Raw genomic sequence first — 19,791 nt, 5'->3', positions numbered from 1 at the left:
CCGGTTGGGGAGACCGGATCGACATGACAGGTCACGGAACTTCATGGAGGGTAGGATGAAGATTCACGGTTATGCGGCTTCCGTCGCCGTCGCAGCATTGCTCGCGGCAGGGCCGCTCGCGGCGCAGGGCATCTCTGACGGCAAAGTCAAGATCGGCATCATGAACGACCAGTCGGGCGTCTATGCCGATGCCGGAGGGCGGACGGGCGTCGAGGCGGCGCGTCAGGCGGCGGAAGACTTCGGCGGCACGGTGCTGGGCGCGCCGATCGAGATCGTTGCTGCCGATCACCAGAACAAGACCGACATCGGTTCCAACATCGCGCGGCAATGGTATGACACCGAACAGGTGGACACGATCATGGACCTGCCGACCTCCTCCGTCGCGCTGGCGGTGCAGGCGCTGAGCCTGGAGCGGGGCAAGGTGACCATCTCGGTCGGCGGCGGTTCCGCCCTCATCACCGGGGCGCAATGCACGCCGCTCGCCTTCCAGTGGGCCTATGACACCGAGATGCTCTCCCGCGTGGTGGGCGGAGCCCTGGTCGAGCAGGGCGGCGACAGCTGGTATTTCCTGACTGCCGACTACGTGTTCGGCCACAGTCTCGAACAGGCGACGACCAAGGTCGTGGAGGGGAAGGGCGGCAAGGTGCTCGGCGCGGTCCGTCATCCGCTGGCCACGACGGACTATTCGTCGTTCCTGCTGCAGGCGCAGTCTTCGGGCGCCAAGGTGATCGGGCTGGCCTCTGCCGGGCTGGACACCGCCAATGCCATCAAGCAGGGGCAGGAATTCGGCATCACGGCGGGCGGGCAGAAATTCGCGGCGCTGCTGTTCACCCTGGCGGATGTGCGCGGGCTTGGCGCCGAAGCGGCGCAGGGGCTTGTGATGACGGAGAACTACTACTGGGATCGGAACGACGAGTCGCGCAGGCTGGGCGAGAAGATCAAGAAGCGGGTCGGCGTCTATCCGAACATGCTTCAGGCCGGCGTCTATTCGGCGGTGATGCAATACCTCAAGGCCATTGAGGCCGCAGGCACGGACGATGGCAAGGCGGTCGCGGCAAAGCTGCACGAAATGCCCGTGAACGATGACTATGTGCAGGGCGGCAAGGTGCTGCCGAACGGGCGCATGGTGAGCGACGTGTTCCTGCTGGAGGTCAAGAAGCCCTCCGAAATGTCGGGGACCGAGGATTTCTTCAACATTCTCGCCACAGTGCCGGGTGAACAGGCCAATGTGAGCGCGAAGGACAGCGGCTGCCCGCTGACGCAATAAGACGTTCAACCAAGGGGAGGGGAGAATGAAAAACACACTCATGACCGGCGCTGCGGCGCTTGCGCTCATCGCCGGTTCCGTTGCGGGGCCCGCCGCTGCTCAGGAGGCAAAGATCTCCGACGGCAAGGTGAAGATCGGTGTCCTGAACGATCAGTCCGGCGTCTATGCCGACACGACCGGGCGCACCTCCTATCAGGCCGCGCTGGTCGCGGTGGAGGAGTTCGGGGGCACCGTTCTGGGCATGCCGATCGAGGTCATCACCGCCGATCACCAGAACAAGCCCGACGTGGCATCGAACATCGCGCGGCAGTGGTACGACACCGAACAGGTGGACATGATCACCGACCTGCCGAACTCCGCCGTGGCGCTGGCGGTGGTGGGGCTGTCGAAGGACGCCAAGAAGATCACCATGGTCACCGGCGGCGGGGCGGCGGACATCTCCGGCAAGGCCTGCACGCCCTACAACTTCCACTGGGCCTACGACACGACGATGTTGTCCAACGTGGTGGGCGGCGCGCTGGTGGCGGAGGGCGGCGACAGCTGGTTCTTCCTGACCTCCGACTATGCGTTCGGCCACAACCTCGAGGCTTCGACCACGAAGGTGGTGGAGGAGAAGGGCGGCAAGGTGCTGGGCTCCGTCCGCCATCCGATCGGCACGACGGATTACTCCTCCTTCCTGCTGCAGGCGCAGGCCTCCGGCGCGAAGGTCGTCGGGCTGGCCTCCGCCGGGCTGGACACGCAGAGCGCGATCAAGCAGGCGTCGGAATTCGGCATCGTTCAGGGCGGCCAGCGGATGGCGGCGCTTCTGTTCACGCTGCCGGAAGTGCGGGGCATCGGCGTGGCGGCCGGGCAGGGGCTGGTGCTGGCGGAATCCTACTACTGGGATGCCAACGACATCTCGCGCGAGCTGGGCGAACGGATCAAGGCCAAGGCCGGGGTCTATCCCAACATGATCCATGCGGGCACCTATTCGGCCGTGCTTCAGTATCTGAAGGCGATCGAGGCCGCGGGCACGGACGACCCTGACGCGGTGGCGGCCAAGCTGCACGAGATGCCGGTGAAGGACTCCTTCACCCAGAACGGCGTCGTCTGGCCGAACGGGCGGATGGCGAGCGATGTCTATCTCATCGAGGTGAAGAAGCCCGAGGAGATGAAGGGCGATTCGGACTTCTACAACATTCTGGCGACCGTTCCGGGGAAGGATGCCTATCCTGATCCCAAGACGACCGGCTGCCCCTTGGTGCAATGACGATGGTGGCGATGCAGCAGGCACAGGACGATGCCCGGGTGGTTCTTACCGCCCGGGGCTTGGGCAAGGACTTCGCGGGGTTCACCGCGGTCAACAACGTGGATCTGGACGTTCGTCACGCCCGGATCCACGCGCTGATCGGGCCGAACGGCGCGGGCAAGACCACGGTGTTCAACCTGCTGACGAAGTTCCTTCAGCCCACGCGGGGCAAGATCGAGCTTCTGGGCACCGACATCACCGGCACGCGGCCCGACAGGATCGCGCGGATGGGAATGGTGCGGTCGTTCCAGATCTCGGCGGTGTTTCCGCATCTGACGGTGCTGGAGAACGTGCGTGTCGCGCTTCAGCGGCCGGCAGGGCTGGCCACGCAGTTCTGGCTGCCGCTGTCCGCGCTCGACCGGCTGAACGGGCGGGCGGAGGAGCTGGTGGAGCATCTGGGGCTCACGCCCTACCTGCACACGCGCGCAGCAGACCTGTCCTACGGGCGCAAGCGCGTGCTGGAGATCGCGACGACGCTGGCGCTCGACCCGCAGGTGCTGCTGCTCGACGAGCCGATGGCCGGCATGGGGCAGGAGGATGTGCACATGGTGGCCGACATCATCCGCGAGGTGGCCAAGGACCGCGCCGTGCTGATGGTGGAGCACAACCTGTCGGTCGTGGCCGACATCTGCCACCACGTCACGGTGCTCCAGCGGGGCGAGATCATCGCCTCGGGCGATTACGAGACCGTGAGCCGCGACCCCCGCGTGCGCACGGCCTACATGGGCACGGAGGACTAGATGGCCGCGCTGCTGACAGTAAAGAACCTGCAAGCCTGGTATGGCGAGAGCCATGTCCTTCACGGCGTGAACCTGCATGTCGATGAAGGCGAGATGATCTGCATCCTCGGCCGGAACGGCATGGGCAAGACGACGACGCTGCGCACGATCATGGGCATCCTGCGGAAGCGCACGGGCGAGATCACCTTTGCCGGCCAGAACCTGATGGCCATGCCGCTCTACAAGGTGGCGCGCACGGGCATCGGCTTCGTCCCGGAGGAGCGGGGCATCTTCGCCACGCTTTCGGTGGAGGAGAACCTGCTGCTGCCGCCGGTGGTGGCGCCGGGCGGCATGAGTCTCGACGAGATATACGACCTGTTCCCGAACCTGCTGGAGCGGCGCAACTCGCCCGGCACCAAGCTGTCGGGGGGCGAGCAGCAGATGCTCGCCATGGCGCGGATCCTGCGCACGGGCGTGAAATGCATCCTGCTGGACGAGCCGACGGAGGGTCTGGCCCCCGTCATCATCCAGCGGATCGGCGAGGTGCTGGTGAAGCTCAAGGCGCGCGGGATGACCGTGGTGCTGGTGGAGCAGAACTTCCGCTTCGCCTCCAAGATCGCGGACCGGTTCTACCTGATGGACCACGGGCAGATGACGGCGGAGTTCCCCGTCTCGCAACTGGCCGACAAGATGGAACTGCTCAACCAGGAGCTGGGGGTCTGACATGACGACAATCTTCGGCGTGCCGATCCAGGCACTTATGGGCCAGTTGCTCATCGGCCTCATCAACGGCTCCTTCTATGCGCTGCTGTCGCTGGGGCTGGCGGTGATCTTCGGTCTGCTCCGGGTCATCAACTTCGCGCATGGCGCGCAGTACATGCTGGGCGCGTTCGTGGCGCTGCTGCTGCTGACCAAGCTGGGGCTGAACTACTGGTTCGCGCTGCTGCTTGCCCCGCTGATCGTGGCGGTCTTTGCGGCAATCATCGAAAAGACCATGCTGTCCCGGCTCTACAAGCTCGACCACCTTTACGGGCTGCTCTACACCTTCGGGCTGGCGCTGGTGATCGAGGGGACGTTCCGCTACTTCTTCGGCGCCTCCGGCCAGCCCTATCCGGCGCCGCCGCAGCTGACGGGGGCGGTCAACCTCGGCTTCATGTTCCTGCCGATCTATCGCGGCTGGGTGATCGTGGCCTCGCTCATCGCCTGTATCGCGACATGGGTGCTGATCGAAAAGACCAAGCTCGGCGCCTATCTGCGCGCGGCGACGGAAAACCCGGTGCTGGTGCAATCCTTCGGGGTGAACGTGCCGCTGCTGCTGACCTTCACCTATGCGCTCGGCGCGGGGCTGGCGGCGCTGGCGGGCGTGCTGGCCGCGCCGGTGTACCAGGTCTCGCCGCTCATGGGTTCCAACATCATCATCATCGTCTTTGCGGTGGTCGTCGTGGGGGGGATGGGCTCCATCCTCGGCGCGATTGTGACCGGCTACATGCTGGGCATCGCCGAGGGTCTGACCAAGGTCTTCTACCCGGAAGCCTCCAACATGGTGATCTTCGTCATCATGGCCATCGTCCTGCTCCTGCGCCCGGCGGGACTTTTCGGAAAGGATGCCTGACATGTCCGCACATGGTTCTTCCGTTCCCGCGGCGGCGTCCGTCGCGGTCCACCCCCGGGCCAGCGCGATCCGCATCGGGCTTCTGCTGGTGCTGCTCGCGCTGGCGTTGGCCGCGCCCTTCTACGTCTATCCGATCTTCGTGATGAAGCTTCTGTGCTTCGCGCTGTTCGCCTCGGCCTTCAACCTGCTGCTCGGCTATACGGGGCTGCTCAGCTTCGGCCATGCGGCCTTCTTCGGTGGGGCGGCCTACTTCACCGCCCATGCGGCGAAGGTCTGGGGCTTTTCGCCGGAGCTTGCGATCCTGACCGGGGTCGCGGGGGCGGCGCTGCTGGGGCTGGTGATGGGTGCCATCGCCATCCGGCGGCAGGGCATCTACTTTGCGATGATCACCCTCGCGCTCAGCCAGATGTTCTTCTTCTACTGTCTGCAGGCGCCCTTCACCCATGGCGAGGACGGCATCCAGTCCGTACCGCGCGGCCATCTTTTCGGGGTCATCGACCTCAACCAGCCGCTCAACATGTATTACTTCGTGCTGGCGGTGTTCCTGATCGGCATGGCGATCATCTGGCGGTTCGTGCATTCGCCCTTCGGCATGATCCTGAAGTCGATCCGCGAGAACGAGAACCGGGCGATCTCGCTGGGCTATTCGACGGCGGGCTACAAGCTCGGCGCTTTCGTGATGTCGGCGGCGCTGTCGGGGCTGGCGGGCGGTCTGAAGGCGCTGGTCTTCCAGTTCGCCACGCTGACCGACGTGGCCTGGCAGATGTCGGGCGAAGTCATCCTGATGACGCTGCTGGGCGGGATCGGCACCTTCCTCGGTCCGGTGTTCGGTGCGGGGCTTGTGGTGACGCTGCAGAACTACCTCGCCACTTCTGACTTCCCGGTGACCATTGTCACGGGTCTGGTGTTCATGGTCTGCGTGCTGCTGTTCCGCCGCGGCATCATCGGGGAGTTCTATGCCTCCCGCATCGGCCGGAGCCTCGGGTTCAAGGCCGAGAACTGAGCTTTTCGAGAGGGGGGCCAAGACCCCTGCAAGAAGGGGGCCCGTCGTGGGCCCCTGACACGCGCGAGAAGGGAGGCCGTCACGGCCCCCCGGACATCTGATCCAGACAGCCCAGCCAGAGAGTCGAGATGGAAGAATACGACTATATCGTCATCGGCGCGGGATCGGCGGGCTGCGTTCTGGCCAACCGGCTCTCCGCCGACCCGAGGAACCGGGTGCTGCTGCTGGAGGCCGGGGGCAGGGACAACTACCACTGGATCCACATTCCGGTGGGCTATCTCTACTGCATCGCCAACCCGCGCACCGACTGGTGTTTCCAGACGGAGGCGGTGCCGGGGCTGAACGGGCGGAAGCTGGGCTATCCGCGCGGCAAGGTGCTGGGCGGGTCCTCCTCCATCAACGGCATGATCTACATGCGGGGGCAGGCGGCGGATTACGACCACTGGCGGCAGCTCGGCTGCACCGGCTGGGGCTGGGACGACGTGCTCCCGGTGTTCAAGCGGCAGGAGGATTTCTACAAGGGCGCCTCCGACCTGCATGGCGCGGGCGGCGAATGGCGGGTGGAGAAGGCGCGCGTGCGCTGGAAGGTGCTGGACGCCTTTCTCGACGCGGCGGTGGAGGCGGGCATTCCGCGCACCGACGACTTCAACACCGGCACGAACGAGGGCGGCGGCTATTTCGACGTGAACCAGCGGTCCGGCATCCGCTGGAGCGCGGCGAAAGCCTTCCTGCGGCCCGCGATGAACCGGCCCAATCTGCGCGTGCTGACGGAAGCGCAGGTCAAGCGGCTGCAGGTCGAAGGTGGCGAGGTGACCGGCGTGGTCTATGACCATGCAGGTCAGGAGAAGGTGGCGCGCGCGCGGGCAGAGGTCGTGCTCTCGGCGGGCGCGGTCGGCTCCCCGCATATCCTGCAACTCTCGGGCATCGGACCGGGGGAGGCGCTGCGCGATGCGGGCATCGACCCGATCCGGGAGGTGGCGGGCGTTGGCGGCAACCTTCAGGATCACCTGCAACTGCGGCTGGTCTATAAGGTGACGGGCGTACCCACGCTGAACGAAAAGGCGTCCTCGCTGTTCGGCAAGGCGTCGATCGGGCTGGAATATGCGCTAAAACGCTCCGGCCCGATGTCGATGGCGCCGAGTCAGGTGGGGATTTTCACCCGCTCCGGCCCGGAAAAGGCGACGCCCGATCTGGAATACCATGTCCAGCCGGTGAGCCTCGACAAGTTCGGCGACAAGGTTCACCCGTTCCCGGCGATGACGGCGAGCGTCTGCAACCTGCGCCCCGAGAGCCGGGGAGAGGTGCGGGCGGTGAACGGCGACTATCGCAGCCCGCCCGCGATCCGGCCCAACTACCTTTCGACCGAGGGCGATCTGGAGGTGGCCGCGCGCGCGATCCGGCTGACGCGCAGGATCGCCAGCCAGCCCGCCTTCGCGCAATACCAGCCGGAAGAATATCGTCCCGGCCCGGACTACCAGAGCGACGCCGACCTGCGTCGTGCGGCGGGAGAGATCGGCACGACGATCTTTCACCCGGCGGGCACGTGCCGCATGGGCGGGGACGACGGCTCCGTCGTGGATCCCCGGCTGCGCCTCCGGGGGATCGGCCGGCTTCGGGTGGCGGATGCCTCTGTCATGCCGACGATCACCAGCGGCAATACCAACTCTCCGACCATCATGATCGCGGAAAAGGCTGCGGCGATGATCCTGTCGGACAACCGCTAGCAGGCGGCGGATCCGCGCGGGAGCGCAAATCCTTCGCGATCCGGCTGTAGATCTGCAGAGCTCGGATCTTTCCGGGGCCGATGTCCGGCTGCCAGCGCCTGAAAATGACACTTCGGGATCGTTTCGGCGGGCTGCGGGCTGCGTCGGCGTCTTTGCGATTTTTCATGACGCAGGGGGCACGCGCGGGTGCCTCCGCCGCCTTTGGCTTCCGCAATCGCCCGCCACGCTGCGCCATTTGGGAGCTTCGCGCGGCGGGCGATTGCTCTCCTCCGCGACGGGGGAGGGGTCGGTCTGTGCCGCGCTCCGATCGCGGCAGGCTCATAGAACGGATCAGGCCCGGCCAGCGGGATGGCGCCCCCTCCGCGGGCGTGTCCGGGGTTTCGGAAGAAAGGCGGGGCAGCGGTGCGGGGCGGGTTGACTTCGCCCGCGCTTCGGCGGCTCATCCCCTGAAACGCCCGGAGGACAGCATGACCGATTTCGACCGTGAAGTGGAAGAGCGGCTTGTCCGCTATGTGCAGGTGGACAGCCAGAGTGACGAACGCTCGGAGAGTTCCCCCAGCACGGCGATCCAGCTCGACATGGCGCGGCTGCTGGCGGAGGAACTGCGCGAGATCGGCGCGGCGGATGTGACCATCACCGACTATGGCGTCGTGCTGGCCACGGTTCCCGCCACTCCGGGAGCGGAGGGCGCGCCGGTCGTCGGGCTGCTCGCCCATGTGGATACCGCGCCTGCCTATAACGCGACGGGGGTGAAGCCGCGCGTTCACCGGGGGTACAACGGCGGGCCGATCACCTATCCGGATGCGCCCGATCTGGTGTTGTCGCCGGAGGTGTCGGCCTATCTCGGCACCAAGATGGGCGACGACATCATCACGGCGAGCGGGTCCACGCTGCTCGGGGCCGATGACAAGGCGGGGGTGGCGATCATCATGACGGCGGCGCGGCATCTGCTGTCGCAGCCGGAGATCCGGCACGGCAAGCTGCGGCTGGCCTTCACGCCCGATGAGGAGGTGGGGCGCGGCGTGGACAGGCGGCTGCCTGCCGATCTGGGCGCGGACTTCGCCTATACGTTCGATGGCGCGGGGTTGGGCGAGATCGAGTATGAGAGCTTCTCGGCGGACGGGGCGATCGTCAGCATCACCGGGGTTTCGGCCCATCCCGGCTGGGCCAGGGGCAAGCTGGTGAATGCCCTGCATCTGGCGGCGAAGCTGGTGGCGCTCCTGCCGCAGGCGACGATGACGCCGGAAGTCACGGAGGGGCGGGAGGGGTTCCTGCATCTCTACGAGATCACCGGCACGGCGGCCAGGGCGGAGCTGCGCTTCATCCTGCGCGACTTCGAGCTGGAGGGTCTGTCGGCCAAGGGCGATCTGCTGCGGCAGGCGGCCGCCGCGGTGCAGGCGACGGAGCCGCGGGCGCGGGTGGTGTGCGATATCCGGCCGCAGTATCGCAACATGCGTTACTGGCTGGAAAAGGACATGACCCCGGTGGAGATCGCCCGCGCCGCCGTGCGGGCCGAGGGGCTGGAGCCGGTTTCGGTGCCCATCCGCGGGGGCACGGACGGCTCGCGCCTGACGGAGATGGGCGTGCCCACGCCCAATGTCTTTACCGGGATGCAGGAGATCCACGGCCCGCTCGAATGGGTCAGCGTGCAGGATATGGCGGCGGCGGTTCGGGTCTGCCTGCGGATTGCGGAAAACGCGGCGGGTGAGCCATCCGCTTGACGCGGACGAGTATTGTTGACAATAATACTACGATTTGTCGCCCTGAGGTGGCAACAGGCGGGATCAGCGGAACGGTCGGTCCTGCAGAATCGGCCGCGCCGCTGCGGCAGGAAGGATGAAGACCATGACTGATATCGCCGCGCAGCACGCCGAGCCGCGGATCGAGCGCATCCGCCACGAGTTGAAGCGCCGTGACCTGATCGTGGCCCGGACGGAGCGGCTGACCCCGCATATGCAGCGCATCACCCTGACCGGGGCGGAGCTGGAGGGGTTCTACAGCGCCGCGCCGGACGATCACGTGAAGATCATGCTGCTGGGCGAGGGCGAGCCGCAACGGCGGGATTATACGCCCCGGCGCCATGACGCGGCCAAAGGGGAGCTGGTGATCGACTTCGCTTTGCACGAGGCGGGGCCGGCGACGGACTGGGCGCTCTCTGCCGTGGAGGGGTCGGGGCTGACCATCGGGGGGCCGCGCGGGTCGCAGGTCATTGCGGGCGATATCGACCGCTGGCTGCTGATCGGGGATGAAACCGCATTGCCCGCGATCGGGCGGCGGATCGAGGAGATGGCGGCGGGCACGCCCGTTGCCGCGCTCATCGCTGTGCCGGGGCCGGAGGACGAGCAGAGCTTCGACACCGCCGCCACGACCGATATCCGCTGGATCCACCGCCCTGAGGCGGAGGCCGTGCTGGCCGAGCGGCTGCTCGCCCCGCTGCGGGAGATGGAGCTTGGCCCGCGCTGCTTCGTCTGGATCGCGGCGGAGGCTTCGGTGACGCGGGCGCTCCGCGCCTATCTTCTGGAGGAGCGTGGCCTGCCGAAGCACTGGGTCAAGGCCTCGGGCTACTGGGTGGCGGGCGCTGCCGATGCGGTCGAGCATTTCGACTGAAGCCCTGCGCGACGGACATCGCGCCATGTCCGCTTCCGGCGGGATGCTCTCCGCTGGCGGTAGAGGGCGGGGCGTCGCCCCCACCGCGCGGCGGGTGTAGGCGCTCACAAGATCCACGTGCTATCACACACAGCCCGGATCCCCGGGCGCGCTGAGATCGGTGGACGAGATGCTGATCTTTCCGCCCCGTCCCCGCGCGTGCGGAGGCGCTCTCACAGGCCGCTGAAAAAGGCTTTGGTGTGCGTTGGAGCGGAAATCGTTCGCCATCTGACGAAATCCAGCCTCCGGGCGTTTCCGGGCCGATTTTCCGATTTCCGGCGCATAGGCATGAAACTTCAGGACTTTTTCAGCAGCCTGCCAACCCGGCGATCCCCAGGGCTGACGCAGGGTCGGTTCTGCGTGTTTGGGAACGCCAACAGGCTGCTGAAAAAGCATTTGGGGGTTACGCTGAGGCGGAGACCTTCCCCACATCGTTGAAGAGCGTCCCGGAAACCTCAAGCTTTGGCCGGAACCGGACCGATTCTCCGGCTTTCAACGCGAGGCCCCGTCGATATCCGGCTTTTTCAGTAGCCTGCTGAAGGTTACTCATGGTTTCGCCATCCTTTGTCGTGCCCGCTCCGCCCGCGCCTGTGGGCTACCCGGGGTGGATGGGGCGATAACGCGAAATAGGTCCGCTCCATGCGGGGGCGCGGAGTTGGACGTCTTCTGCGCCAAGGTCACGGATCTGCTCATCGAGAGCGGGAGGCGCTGACGCGTGCTGGATCAGCGCTCGCCGGAATGGATCTGCTCCGCGCGCAGAGGGTGCGGAGGCAAGTGCGGCCGATCAGGCTGCCGTGCGCATATCTCCTCCGCGCGCGGGGGGCGGAGGCGCCCCTTTCCGGCTGATGGGCCGTTGGCGCCAAAGTCTGCTCCGCGCGGGGGGCGCCGTTGCGATAACCGCAGTACTTCTGCCCGGTCGGGTCCGCTCAGCTCGCGTGGCGGCGGTCGTTTCTGGCGGAATCCGCTCCGCGAGTGTGTGAGGCGCTCCCTCTTCGGCATATCGCCGGCTCCGTTACCCGCTCCATGCGTGTGTGGCGCTTTCACATTTTCACCACGGCATTGGGTCGCCCTGCTCCGGGCGATGGGGCGACCGCCCTGGCGGACTGCGCTGGCGTATGACCGGCGCAGGTCCCCGATGGCGGCGTTTTGCCGTCCGGCCATCGTGCCGCCTTGCGTCCCCGCGCCCTTCGCTGTCATGGAGAAGGGGAGAGCCAAGGAGACCGCAATGACACCCATCGACCCTGCCCGCCGTATCGCGCAAGCCATCGCTCGCGACATATCGGCCCGGCCCGATCAGGTGGCGGCGGCGGTGGCGCTGCTGGACGGCGGGGCCACCGTGCCTTTCGTCGCGCGCTACCGCAAGGAGGCGACCGGCGGGCTTGACGACACGCAGCTGCGCACGCTGGCGGAACGGCTGGCCTATCTGCGGGAGATGGACGCGCGGCGGACGACCATCCTCGGCTCCATCCGCGATCAGGGCAAGCTGACCCCGGCGCTGGAGGCGGAGATCGCGGGCGCGGAGACCAAGGCCGCGCTCGAGGATATCTACCTCCCCTACAAGCCCAAGCGGCGCACCAAGGCGATGATCGCGCGGGAGAACGGGCTGGAACCGCTGGCCGATGCGATCCTTGCCGACCGGCGGGCCGTTCCCGCCGAACTGGCCGCGGGCTTTGTGAGCGAGGCCGTGCCGGAGCCGAAGGCCGCGCTGGAAGGCGCGCGCGACATCATCGCCGAGCGGCTGGCGGAGGACGCGGCGCTGATCGGGCGGCTGCGCGACCATCTGCGGGCGGAGGCGCGCGTCGCCTCCCGCGTGGTCGAAGGCAAGGAGACGGCGGGCGCCAAGTTCTCCGACTATTTCACCCATGTGGAGCCATGGAAATCCGTCCCCGGTCACCGCGCGCTGGCCATGTTCCGGGGCCGGAACGAGGAGATCCTGACGCTCGACCTCGAGGTGGACAGCGAGGCCGCGCCGGGGCAGGGCCGGGCCGAGGGGATGGTGCGCGCGGCGCTGGGGGTCGCGGGGCGCGGGCCGGGCGATCTGTGGCTGTCGGACGTGGCCGGCTGGACGTGGCGGGTGAAGCTGCGCACGACGCTTTCCATCGACCTGTTCGGGGAGCTGCGCGACCGGGCGGAGGAGGAGGCGATCCGCGTCTTTGCCCGGAACCTGCGCGATCTGCTGCTTGCGGCGCCTGCGGGCGGGCGAGCCACGCTGGGGCTGGATCCGGGCATCCGCACCGGGGTGAAGGTCGCCGCGGTCGATGCGACGGGGCGGCTTCTGGAGACGGCGACGGTCTATCCCTTCCCGCCGAAAAGCGACCTGCGGGGCGCGCAGGCGGTGCTCGGGGCGATGATCGCGCGGCATGGCATCGACCTCATCGCCATCGGCAACGGCACGGCGAGCCGCGAGACGGAGAAGATGGTCGCCGATCTGCTGGCCGGACTGCAGGGCAAGAAGCCGATGAAGGTGGTCGTGTCGGAGGCGGGGGCCTCGGTCTATTCGGCCTCGGCGCTGGCGGCGGAGGAATTTCCGGGGCTGGACGTGTCGCTGCGAGGCGCGGTTTCCATCGCGCGGCGGCTGCAGGATCCGCTGGCGGAGTTGGTCAAGATCGAGCCGAAATCCATCGGCGTCGGCCAGTATCAGCATGACGTGAACGAACACCGGCTGGGCCGCGCGCTGGACGGGGTGGTGGAGGATGCGGTGAACGGGGTCGGGGTGGACTTGAACACCGCCTCGCGGCCGCTGCTTTCACGCGTGGCGGGGATCGGGCCGGGGCTGGCGCAGGCCATCGTCCAGCACCGGGACGAGAACGGGCCTTTCGCCAGCCGGAAGGAGCTTTTGAAGGTCGCGCGCCTTGGCCCGAAGGCGTTCGAGCAATGCGCGGGCTTCCTGCGGATACGCGAGGGGAAGGAGCCGCTCGACGCTTCCGCCGTGCACCCGGAGGCCTATGATGTCGCGCGCCGGATCGTCACGGCCAGCGGGCGCGACCTGCGGGCGCTGGTGCGGGAGCCGGAAGCGTTGCGGCGGCTGGACCCGGCGGAGTTCACCGACGCGCGGTTCGGCCTGCCGACGGTGCGGGACATTCTGGCGGAGCTGGAGAAACCCGGCCGCGACCCGCGCCCGGAGTTCCGCACCGCCACCTTTGCCGAGGGGGTAGAGACGATCTCCGACCTCAGACCGGGCATGCGGCTTGAAGGTGTGGTGACCAATGTCGCGGCCTTCGGGGCCTTTGTCGATATCGGCGTGCATCAGGACGGGCTGGTCCATGTGAGCCAGCTTGCCGACCGGTTCGTCAAGGACCCGCATGAGGTGGTCAAGGCGGGGGATGTCGTCTCTGTCCGGGTGACGGAGGTGGATGTGCCGCGCAAGCGGATCGGTCTGACGATGCGGAAGGACAACGCGGGGGCGGAAGCCGGGCGCGAGCGGTCTGCGGAGCGGAGCGGCGGGGGTATCGGCGACCGGGGCACGGGGGAAAGGGGCGCGGGAAGCAGGGGGAAACCGGGCCAGAACGAGCCGCGCAAGGGCAGTCCGTCGGATGGCAAGAAGGCCGGCAGCCCGCGGAGCGGCGCGGCGGATCGCGCAGACGGCGGGGGCAACAGCGCGCTTGGCGCAGCACTGCTGGAGGCGATGAAGCGGAAGTGAGCCTGCGCGCGCGCCGTTAGCGGGCGGCTGGAAAAGGCTTTTGGCCTGTGTTGGATTTGGCCTGTGTTGGAGCGGAAATCGTTCGCAATCTGACGAAATCCATATGCTTCCGGGCGTTGCCGGGCCGATTTTCCCATTTTCGGCGCATAGGCATGACGCCTCAGGACTTTTTCAGCAGCCTGATAGGGGCCGGAGTCAGGCGGTTGCGGGGCGGGTGTCTTCCGCCGTGGCGCGGATGGAACCGGGGCGGTCGACTTCCACGGTGGCGTGGTCGATGCCGAACCGCTTCCGCAGATGGGCGCTGACGCGGGGCGGCAGGTCCAGCGGATCGACGCCGGGCGCGGGCGTGACGTGGAGCGTCGCGACGATGGTGGTGTCGGTCAGGGTCCAGGCGTGGAAATGCGCGGCCTCCGCCACGCCGGGGATGCGCACGGCTTCGGCCAGAACTTCACCCGGATCGAGGTTCTTCGGGGTTGCCTGCAGCAGCACGAGCACGGAGTCCTTCACCAGCAGCCAGGCCGAGCGCAGCACCAACAGCGCCACCAGAAGCGAGAGCAGCGGGTCCAGCGGCATCCAGCCGGTGAACATGATGCCGATGGAGGCCGCGATGGCGCCGACGGACCCCAGAAGATCGCCCAGCACATGCAGGAAGGCGCCGTGCAGGTTCTGATCCTGCTGGCCACCGCGATGCAGGATCAGCGCCCCCGCGATGTTGACCAGCAGGCCCACCACGGCGACCGCGAGCATCGGCCCGGCCAGCACCTCCACCGGCTGGCGGAAGCGCAGCACCGCCTCCCACGCGATCCAGCCGACGAGCAGCAGGAGCGAGCCGCCGTTCACCAGCGCCGCCAGCACCCTGACCCGGTGGTAGCCGTAGCTGACCCGCGCATTCGCCGCCCGCCGCGCAACCCGGTAGGCGACAAGCGCCAGCAGCAGCGCCGCCGCGTCGGACACCATGTGCCCCGCATCCGCGATAAGCGCGAGCGAGCCTGAAAACAGCCCGCCCACCACCTGCACCAGCGCGTATCCCGCCGTCATCAGGAAGACCACGAGGATCCGCTTCTCGTTGGAGCGTGTCACCGCCGGCGCGTGGGAATGGTCATGGGCTTCGTGCCCGTGTGATCCGTGTGATCCGTGCCCGTGCGATCCGTGGTCATGTGCCGCGTCATCCTTTGCGGTGTGGCCTGTCTTTGTGGAGCGGGTTGCCTGCTCCAGGGTTGCCTGCTCCGGGGCTGCCGCTCCGGGGTGGCCTGCTCCGGGGTGTGGCGAGCCGTGATCGTGATGCCCGCCGTCCGCACCGGAGGCGTGTGTGTCTTGGCCGTGCTCCCCATGGTTGTGCTCCCCATGGTTGTTCACCCCGGTGTGGACCGGGGGATCGCCATGGGCAGGATGCGGACCGGGATCATGGGCTGCGCCGGTGCCTGGCTGCGCTGCGGCGGGGTCGGGGCGGGTGCCGCCAGAATCGCCGCCGGGATACCCCGGCTCATCGGGAGAGAGAGGAGATGCTGCTCCGTCGGCTCGGCGATCCTGATCGGTCATCTGTTCTGCCTTTTCCTTCGGGCGCGCGGCAAGGGTAAGGCGGAGACGGAGGGCGTCAAGGGCGGCGATCCGCTTGCCGGAAAAGAGCCGCAAAAGACCTGATCACGCGCGCAGACGTGATCGGGATGGACATTTCGTCGCATGGCCCCTCGCACCGCAGGAGATAGCTTCCCGGCAAGATACGAATGTCCGCGCCGGCCGCTGCCGAAAGCGGCCCCGAAATGGGCTCGAAGTGGGTCGGGGACGGTGCGAAACCTTGCGAATACAAACGGATACAATTATCGCCACCACACCGCCCCGAGAGGCGGGACAGAACCGAGGACAGCCATGACCACTCCCGCCACGCGACGCGGCCTCCTGCTCGGGGCGCTCGCCATGCCGTTCCTCGCGCCCGCGCTGGCGCGCGCGCAGGAGCCGAACGTCCGCTCACCGAGCCACCGGCGCAACATCTCCAGCTTTGTCACCCATCGCTGGCAGGACCATTTCGCCACGCTGGGCAAGGGAGTGATCGTCGCCGACCTCACCTCCCGCGCCGTGCATTTCTGGTCCGGCGACGGGCTGGAATACCGGATCTATCCGAGTTCCGTGCCGATGAGCGACGAACTGACCCGCACCGGCTTCACCGAGGTGGTGCGCAAGCGCGTCGGGCCGGACTGGACGCCGACGGCCAACATGATCGCGCGGGATCCGAGCCTGCACTACATGCCGCCGGGGCCGGACAATCCGCTCGGCACCCATGCGCTCTATCTGACGTGGCCCGCCTATCTGATCCACGGCACGCAGGATACGCGGAAGATCGGGCGGCCGTCCTCCTCCGGCTGCGTCGGCCTTTACAACGAGCATATCGAGGAGCTTTACGCCCTCGCGCCGATCGGCACGCAGGTGCGGCTGCTCTGATCTCAGGCGAAGGGGACGGCGATGGTGGCCGCCACCGCCGCCTTCCACTGGTCATAGCGGCTGTCGCGTTCCCCGGCCGCCATCTGCGGCTCGAACCGGCGGTCGAGCGCCCATGTCCGGGCGAATTCCTCCTGTCCCGGGCAGAGGCCCGCCCTCTGCCCCGCGAGCCATGCCGCACCGAGGGCGGTCGTTTCCAGCACCTCCGGCCGATCCACCGGCGCGCCGATGATGTCGGCCAGAAAGGCCATCCCCCAGTCCGAGGCGGAAAGCCCGCCATCGACGCGCAGAACGGGCGGGGTTCCCGAACCGGCCCAGTCGGCATGCATCGCTTCCATGAGATCGCGCGTCTGGTAGCCCACGCTTTCCAGCGCGGCCCGGGCGAATTCGGCGGGGCCTGATGCCCGGGTGAGACCGAAGATCGCGCCCCGCGTCTCGGGCTTCCAGTAGGGCGCGCCGAGGCCGGTGAAGGCGGGGACGAGGATCAGCCGCTCCGCCGGGTTGGCGGCCTCGGAAAGGGGCTGTGTCTCCTCCGCCCGCCGGATGAGGCGGAGACCGTCGCGGAGCCATTGCACGACCGCTCCGGCGATGAAGATCGACCCTTCCAGCGCATAGGTTGTCTGTCCGTCCAGCCGGTAGGCGATGGTGGTGAGCAGGCGGGAGCGGCTGGCGACGGGCGTGTCGCCGGTGTTCAGCAGCGCGAAGCAGCCGGTGCCGTAGGTCGCCTTAACCATGCCGGGGGAGAAGCACGCCTGCCCGATGGTCGCCGCCTGCTGATCGCCCGCGATGCCGAGGATGGGGATCGCGCGGCCCAGCAGATCCTCCCTCACCATCCCGAAGTCGGCGGCACAGTCCCGCACCTCCGGCAGCAGGGAGAGGGGGATGCCGAGCAGGCCGCAGATCTCTTCATCCCAGCGGTTTTCATGGATGTTGTAGAGCATCGTGCGTGCGGCATTGGTGGCGTCGGTCGCATGCACCGCACCCCCCGTCAGCCGCCAGACGAGGTAGCTGTCCACCGTGCCGAAGGCGAGTTCGCCGCGCCGGGCGCGTTCCCGGGCGTCGGGGAGCGTGTCCAGCAGCCAGGCGAGCTTCGTCGCCGAGAAGTAGGGGTCGAGGATCAGGCCGGTCCGCTCCGTCACCAGCCGTTCATGGCCCGCGTCGCGGAGCCGGGCGCAGCTTTGTGCGGTGCGCCGGTCCTGCCAGACGATGGCGTTGTGCAGGGGCTGGCCGGTGCGCCTGTCCCAGAGCAGCGTGGTTTCGCGCTGGTTGGTGATGCCGATGGCGGCGATGTCGGCGCCGGTCAGCCCGGCCTTTTCCACCGCCTGCCGCATGGTGCCCGCGACCGTCAGCCAGATGTCGCCGGGATCGTGTTCCACATGGCCCGGAGCGGGGAAATGCTGGGGAAACTCCTCCCGCGCGATGGCGCGGATGGCGAGGTTGCGGTCGAAAACGATTGCGCGCGACGAGGTGGTGCCCTGGTCGATGGCAAGGATATGGGTCATGACGGTCCTCCCCCCTGCCATCTAGCCCGGTCCCGCAGCCTGTCGCCAGTAGTGTTTCCGCGCGGCCTGACCGGCAACATGGGTCGGTGGCCACGGGTTACCGGCCATGTGCGTCCTCCTTCGCCTCGAAGCGCGCGGCTTGCGATGCGGCCCGGATCCCTTCGGCCCGTTTCCCAGCGGCAGGGGGCGTCATGTCTCGATGAACTGCTCATCTTCCGGCCGGAACCGCTGACCGCCGTCTCCGGCAACACGACCTCCCGGTTCGGCTGGCGGCGGGTGCGCTTCTCCGCGCTGCGCACGCATGGGCCTGAGCGGATCAACGCCGGATGGTAGCGCGACGATCCGGCCCGGCGGGCGGGCGGACGCGATTACTGCCGGGTCGAGACCCGCGAGGGGCCGCGGCTCTGGCTGTTCCGCAGCCCGCGGGCCGCGGCCGGGTCGGTGGCCTGGTTCGCGCAAGGAGTCTTCGTGTGACCGCCTATGCCGAACTGTGTGTGACCTCGAACTTCACCTTCCTGCGCGGGGCGTCGCATCCAGAGGAACTGTTCACCCGCGCCGCGGAGCTCGGATTGTGGGCAATCGCGATCACCGACCGCAATTCCGTGGCCGCAATTCCGTGGTCGGCGTGGTGCGGTGCGCGTTGGGCCACGGTCAGGGCATGTCCCTGCGACCCTGCCGCCCGGTAGCGAACCCGCGTTTCTTCTTCCCTTTGGGAAGCATGCTGCTGTCACGTCGCTGGGTTTACGCCGGTGGTTTGCCGACAGCCCTCCTTCGCGGGGCAAAAGCCTGCAGAGCCGGGAGGGTGATCGGCCGTTCATGCCTGCGTTCCCGAAACCCTCCCTCCCTCCTCCGCGGGGCGACCATCGCGAAGATCCGGCCCTGAGGCGTGGCTGCGACCCCGCCTTTTACATCGTGCCCGTTGCTTCAGGCCGTGCAGTCCTTACGCTGTGCCAGTCCCTGGGCCGTGCCCATCCTTCAGACGGTGCCCGCGTTCAGACGGTGATTGCGCGAGGTGATGGACATATCGGGCTGACTTCCGGCTGACGACCGAGCCTCGCGGGGATCGCCGCCGCCGGACAGGCGCGGTTTCCGCAGCCCGGTGGTGGCGCTTAACAGGCGGCTGAAAAAGGCTTTTTGGCCTGTGGTGGATTGGAAATCGTTCACCATCTGACGAATTCCAGCTGGAAATTCATATACTTCCGGGCGTTCCGGGCCGATTTTCAGATTTCCGGCGTATAGGCATGACATTTCAGGACTTTTTCAGCAGCCTGTTGAGGGATTGCGGTGGGCGGTCGCCATGGGTTGCGGTTCCCACGCGGCTCGGCCAATCTCGCGCCATTGTCACGGGGAAAGCGCATGATGGAAGCCACGGGGACCGATATCGACATCGGCAAGTTCTGGAAAACGCTGGGAGAGCGGGCGACAGGGGCCACGCTGGTCACGGCGGATGGCGCGGAGGGCTGGACCGGCTTTCTGGGGCTGTCGGCCTCCCATGTCTCTGCCGCCCCTCCGGTGATGCTGGTCTCCATCGACCGCAAGACCTCCGCGCTGAGCGGGGTGCTGGAGAAGGGGCATTTCGCGGTGAACTTCCTGCCTGCGAGTGAGGGAGCGCTGGCGCAGGCCTTCGGCGGCAAGGGGGAGAAGCTGTTCGAGGAGGGCCGCTGGGAAACCTTCGTCACCGGGGCACCTGTGTTCCGCGAGGCGCTCGGCGTGTTCGACTGCCGCGTGTCACAGGTGGTGGAGGAGGGCGATGTCTCCATCGTGATCGGCAGGGTGCAGGGGGTGCGGGCGCGGGGCGAGGGAGCGCCGCTCCTCTTCTTTCGCGGCAGGTTCGAAGGCTAGCCCGCGAGCCTTGTCAGCGCGGGGCCGACCAGCGCCGCGCCCGAGCAGAACAGCAGGCCCACGGCGAGCTGCCGCATGCGGGCCGGGGTAAGCGGCGGCGGCCAGCGGCGCGCGG

Annotated in this window: 17 protein-coding genes and 1 pseudogene; 15 read left to right on the top strand and 3 right to left on the bottom strand. The window is 67.6% G+C overall.

Going from position 1 to position 19,791, the window contains the following annotated elements; all coding sequences use genetic code 11:
- Positions 1–55 precede the first annotated feature (55 nt).
- The 10 genes from RT513_RS17820 to RT513_RS17775 all read left to right on the top strand — a co-directional run bounded on the left by RT513_RS17820 (position 56) and on the right by RT513_RS17775 (position 13,899).
- Complete coding sequence (locus tag RT513_RS17820) at positions 56–1,267, top strand: ABC transporter substrate-binding protein (protein WP_088214164.1); 1,212 nt, start codon at positions 56–58, stop codon at positions 1,265–1,267.
- 25 nt (positions 1,268–1,292) lie between these two features.
- Complete coding sequence (locus RT513_RS17815; RefSeq protein ID WP_290687867.1) at positions 1,293–2,516, top strand: ABC transporter substrate-binding protein; 1,224 nt, start codon at positions 1,293–1,295, stop codon at positions 2,514–2,516.
- A gap of 2 nt (positions 2,517–2,518) precedes the next feature.
- Positions 2,519–3,295 carry an ABC transporter ATP-binding protein gene (locus RT513_RS17810; protein ID WP_313534203.1) on the top strand — a complete coding sequence of 259 codons (777 nt, stop codon included), beginning with the start codon at positions 2,519–2,521 and terminating at the stop codon, positions 3,293–3,295.
- Positions 3,296–3,997 carry an ABC transporter ATP-binding protein gene (locus tag RT513_RS17805; RefSeq protein WP_035746927.1) on the top strand — a complete coding sequence of 234 codons (702 nt, stop codon included), beginning with the start codon at positions 3,296–3,298 and terminating at the stop codon, positions 3,995–3,997.
- A 1-nt stretch (position 3,998) separates the two neighbouring features.
- Entirely contained in the window at positions 3,999–4,886 is an 888-nt protein-coding gene (locus RT513_RS17800) for a branched-chain amino acid ABC transporter permease (protein WP_290687876.1), read from the top strand.
- On the top strand, positions 4,879–5,889 hold the full coding sequence (locus tag RT513_RS17795; RefSeq protein ID WP_409518426.1) for a branched-chain amino acid ABC transporter permease: 1,011 nt from the start codon (positions 4,879–4,881) through the stop codon (positions 5,887–5,889). The genes RT513_RS17800 and RT513_RS17795 overlap by 8 nt, the downstream gene beginning before the upstream one ends.
- 128 nt (positions 5,890–6,017) lie before the next feature.
- Positions 6,018–7,613, top strand: coding sequence for a GMC family oxidoreductase (locus RT513_RS17790; protein WP_290687880.1), 1,596 nt, complete (start codon positions 6,018–6,020; stop codon positions 7,611–7,613).
- Between the two features lie 467 nt (positions 7,614–8,080).
- A complete protein-coding gene (pepT, locus tag RT513_RS17785) occupies positions 8,081–9,334 on the top strand; it encodes a peptidase T (RefSeq protein WP_290687882.1) in 1,254 nt (417 codons plus the stop codon).
- Positions 9,335–9,458: 124 nt separating this feature from the next.
- Complete coding sequence (locus RT513_RS17780) at positions 9,459–10,220, top strand: siderophore-interacting protein (protein ID WP_290687883.1); 762 nt, start codon at positions 9,459–9,461, stop codon at positions 10,218–10,220.
- 1,264 nt (positions 10,221–11,484) lie between these two features.
- Complete coding sequence (locus RT513_RS17775; protein WP_313534201.1) at positions 11,485–13,899, top strand: Tex family protein; 2,415 nt, start codon at positions 11,485–11,487, stop codon at positions 13,897–13,899.
- A 195-nt stretch (positions 13,900–14,094) separates the two neighbouring features.
- Here the strand turns inward: RT513_RS17775 and RT513_RS17770 are convergent, their stop codons facing one another.
- Entirely contained in the window at positions 14,095–14,979 is an 885-nt protein-coding gene (locus RT513_RS17770) for a cation diffusion facilitator family transporter (protein WP_290686701.1), read from the bottom strand.
- Positions 14,980–15,228: 249 nt separating this feature from the next.
- Here RT513_RS17770 and RT513_RS17765 point away from each other — a divergent pair, with 249 nt between their 5' ends.
- On the top strand, positions 15,229–15,540 hold the full coding sequence (locus tag RT513_RS17765) for a hypothetical protein (RefSeq protein WP_313534200.1): 312 nt from the start codon (positions 15,229–15,231) through the stop codon (positions 15,538–15,540).
- A 225-nt stretch (positions 15,541–15,765) separates the two neighbouring features.
- Positions 15,766–16,335 (top strand): L,D-transpeptidase, encoded by a 570-nt coding sequence (locus RT513_RS17760; protein WP_290686697.1) that lies wholly within the window; start codon positions 15,766–15,768, stop codon positions 16,333–16,335.
- 2 nt (positions 16,336–16,337) lie between these two features.
- Here the strand turns inward: RT513_RS17760 and glpK are convergent, their stop codons facing one another.
- A complete protein-coding gene (gene glpK / locus RT513_RS17755; protein ID WP_290686693.1) occupies positions 16,338–17,834 on the bottom strand; it encodes a glycerol kinase GlpK in 1,497 nt (498 codons plus the stop codon).
- Between the two features lie 144 nt (positions 17,835–17,978).
- Here glpK and RT513_RS17750 point away from each other — a divergent pair, with 144 nt between their 5' ends.
- Both RT513_RS17750 and RT513_RS17745 read left to right on the top strand, forming a co-directional pair.
- Positions 17,979–18,167: a hypothetical protein gene (locus RT513_RS17750; RefSeq protein ID WP_290686691.1), complete on the top strand. Its 189-nt coding sequence runs from the start codon at positions 17,979–17,981 to the stop codon at positions 18,165–18,167.
- Between the two features lie 137 nt (positions 18,168–18,304).
- A pseudogene (locus RT513_RS17745) lies at positions 18,305–18,460 on the top strand (PHP domain-containing protein); the annotation flags it as partial.
- Positions 18,461–18,809: 349 nt separating this feature from the next.
- Here RT513_RS17745 and RT513_RS17740 read toward each other — a convergent pair.
- Positions 18,810–19,001 carry a hypothetical protein gene (locus RT513_RS17740; protein WP_290686688.1) on the bottom strand — a complete coding sequence of 64 codons (192 nt, stop codon included), beginning with the start codon at positions 18,999–19,001 and terminating at the stop codon, positions 18,810–18,812.
- A 189-nt stretch (positions 19,002–19,190) separates the two neighbouring features.
- Here RT513_RS17740 and RT513_RS17735 point away from each other — a divergent pair, with 189 nt between their 5' ends.
- Positions 19,191–19,676, top strand: coding sequence for a flavin reductase family protein (locus tag RT513_RS17735; RefSeq protein ID WP_290686687.1), 486 nt, complete (start codon positions 19,191–19,193; stop codon positions 19,674–19,676).
- Positions 19,677–19,791: the final 115 nt, after the last annotated feature.

Origin of the sequence: Haematobacter sp. (assembly GCF_032102465.1) — a bacterium.
Lineage (GTDB): Bacteria > Pseudomonadota > Alphaproteobacteria > Rhodobacterales > Rhodobacteraceae > Haematobacter.
Note: the sequence above shows the minus strand (reverse complement) of the source record. Positions and strands in the feature narration are given on the sequence as shown.

Excerpts from the sequence above, each read along its gene's own strand:
- RT513_RS17820 (WP_088214164.1), top strand. The coding sequence starts at position 56 with ATGAAGATTCACGGTTATGCGGCTTCCGTCGCCGTCGCAGCATTGCTC.
- RT513_RS17815 (WP_290687867.1), top strand. The coding sequence starts at position 1,293 with ATGAAAAACACACTCATGACCGGCGCTGCGGCGCTTGCGCTCATCGCC.
- RT513_RS17810 (WP_313534203.1), top strand. The coding sequence starts at position 2,519 with ATGGTGGCGATGCAGCAGGCACAGGACGATGCCCGGGTGGTTCTTACC.
- RT513_RS17805 (WP_035746927.1), top strand. The coding sequence starts at position 3,296 with ATGGCCGCGCTGCTGACAGTAAAGAACCTGCAAGCCTGGTATGGCGAG.
- RT513_RS17800 (WP_290687876.1), top strand. The coding sequence starts at position 3,999 with ATGACGACAATCTTCGGCGTGCCGATCCAGGCACTTATGGGCCAGTTG.
- RT513_RS17795 (WP_409518426.1), top strand. The coding sequence starts at position 4,879 with ATGCCTGACATGTCCGCACATGGTTCTTCCGTTCCCGCGGCGGCGTCC.
- RT513_RS17790 (WP_290687880.1), top strand. The coding sequence starts at position 6,018 with ATGGAAGAATACGACTATATCGTCATCGGCGCGGGATCGGCGGGCTGC.
- pepT (WP_290687882.1), top strand. The coding sequence starts at position 8,081 with ATGACCGATTTCGACCGTGAAGTGGAAGAGCGGCTTGTCCGCTATGTG.
- RT513_RS17780 (WP_290687883.1), top strand. The coding sequence starts at position 9,459 with ATGACTGATATCGCCGCGCAGCACGCCGAGCCGCGGATCGAGCGCATC.
- RT513_RS17775 (WP_313534201.1), top strand. The coding sequence starts at position 11,485 with ATGACACCCATCGACCCTGCCCGCCGTATCGCGCAAGCCATCGCTCGC.
- RT513_RS17765 (WP_313534200.1), top strand. The coding sequence starts at position 15,229 with ATGGTTGTGCTCCCCATGGTTGTTCACCCCGGTGTGGACCGGGGGATC.
- RT513_RS17760 (WP_290686697.1), top strand. The coding sequence starts at position 15,766 with ATGACCACTCCCGCCACGCGACGCGGCCTCCTGCTCGGGGCGCTCGCC.
- glpK (WP_290686693.1), bottom strand. The coding sequence starts at position 17,834 with ATGACCCATATCCTTGCCATCGACCAGGGCACCACCTCGTCGCGCGCA.
- RT513_RS17750 (WP_290686691.1), top strand. The coding sequence starts at position 17,979 with ATGCGGCCCGGATCCCTTCGGCCCGTTTCCCAGCGGCAGGGGGCGTCA.
- RT513_RS17740 (WP_290686688.1), bottom strand. The coding sequence starts at position 19,001 with ATGGTGAACGATTTCCAATCCACCACAGGCCAAAAAGCCTTTTTCAGC.
- RT513_RS17735 (WP_290686687.1), top strand. The coding sequence starts at position 19,191 with ATGATGGAAGCCACGGGGACCGATATCGACATCGGCAAGTTCTGGAAA.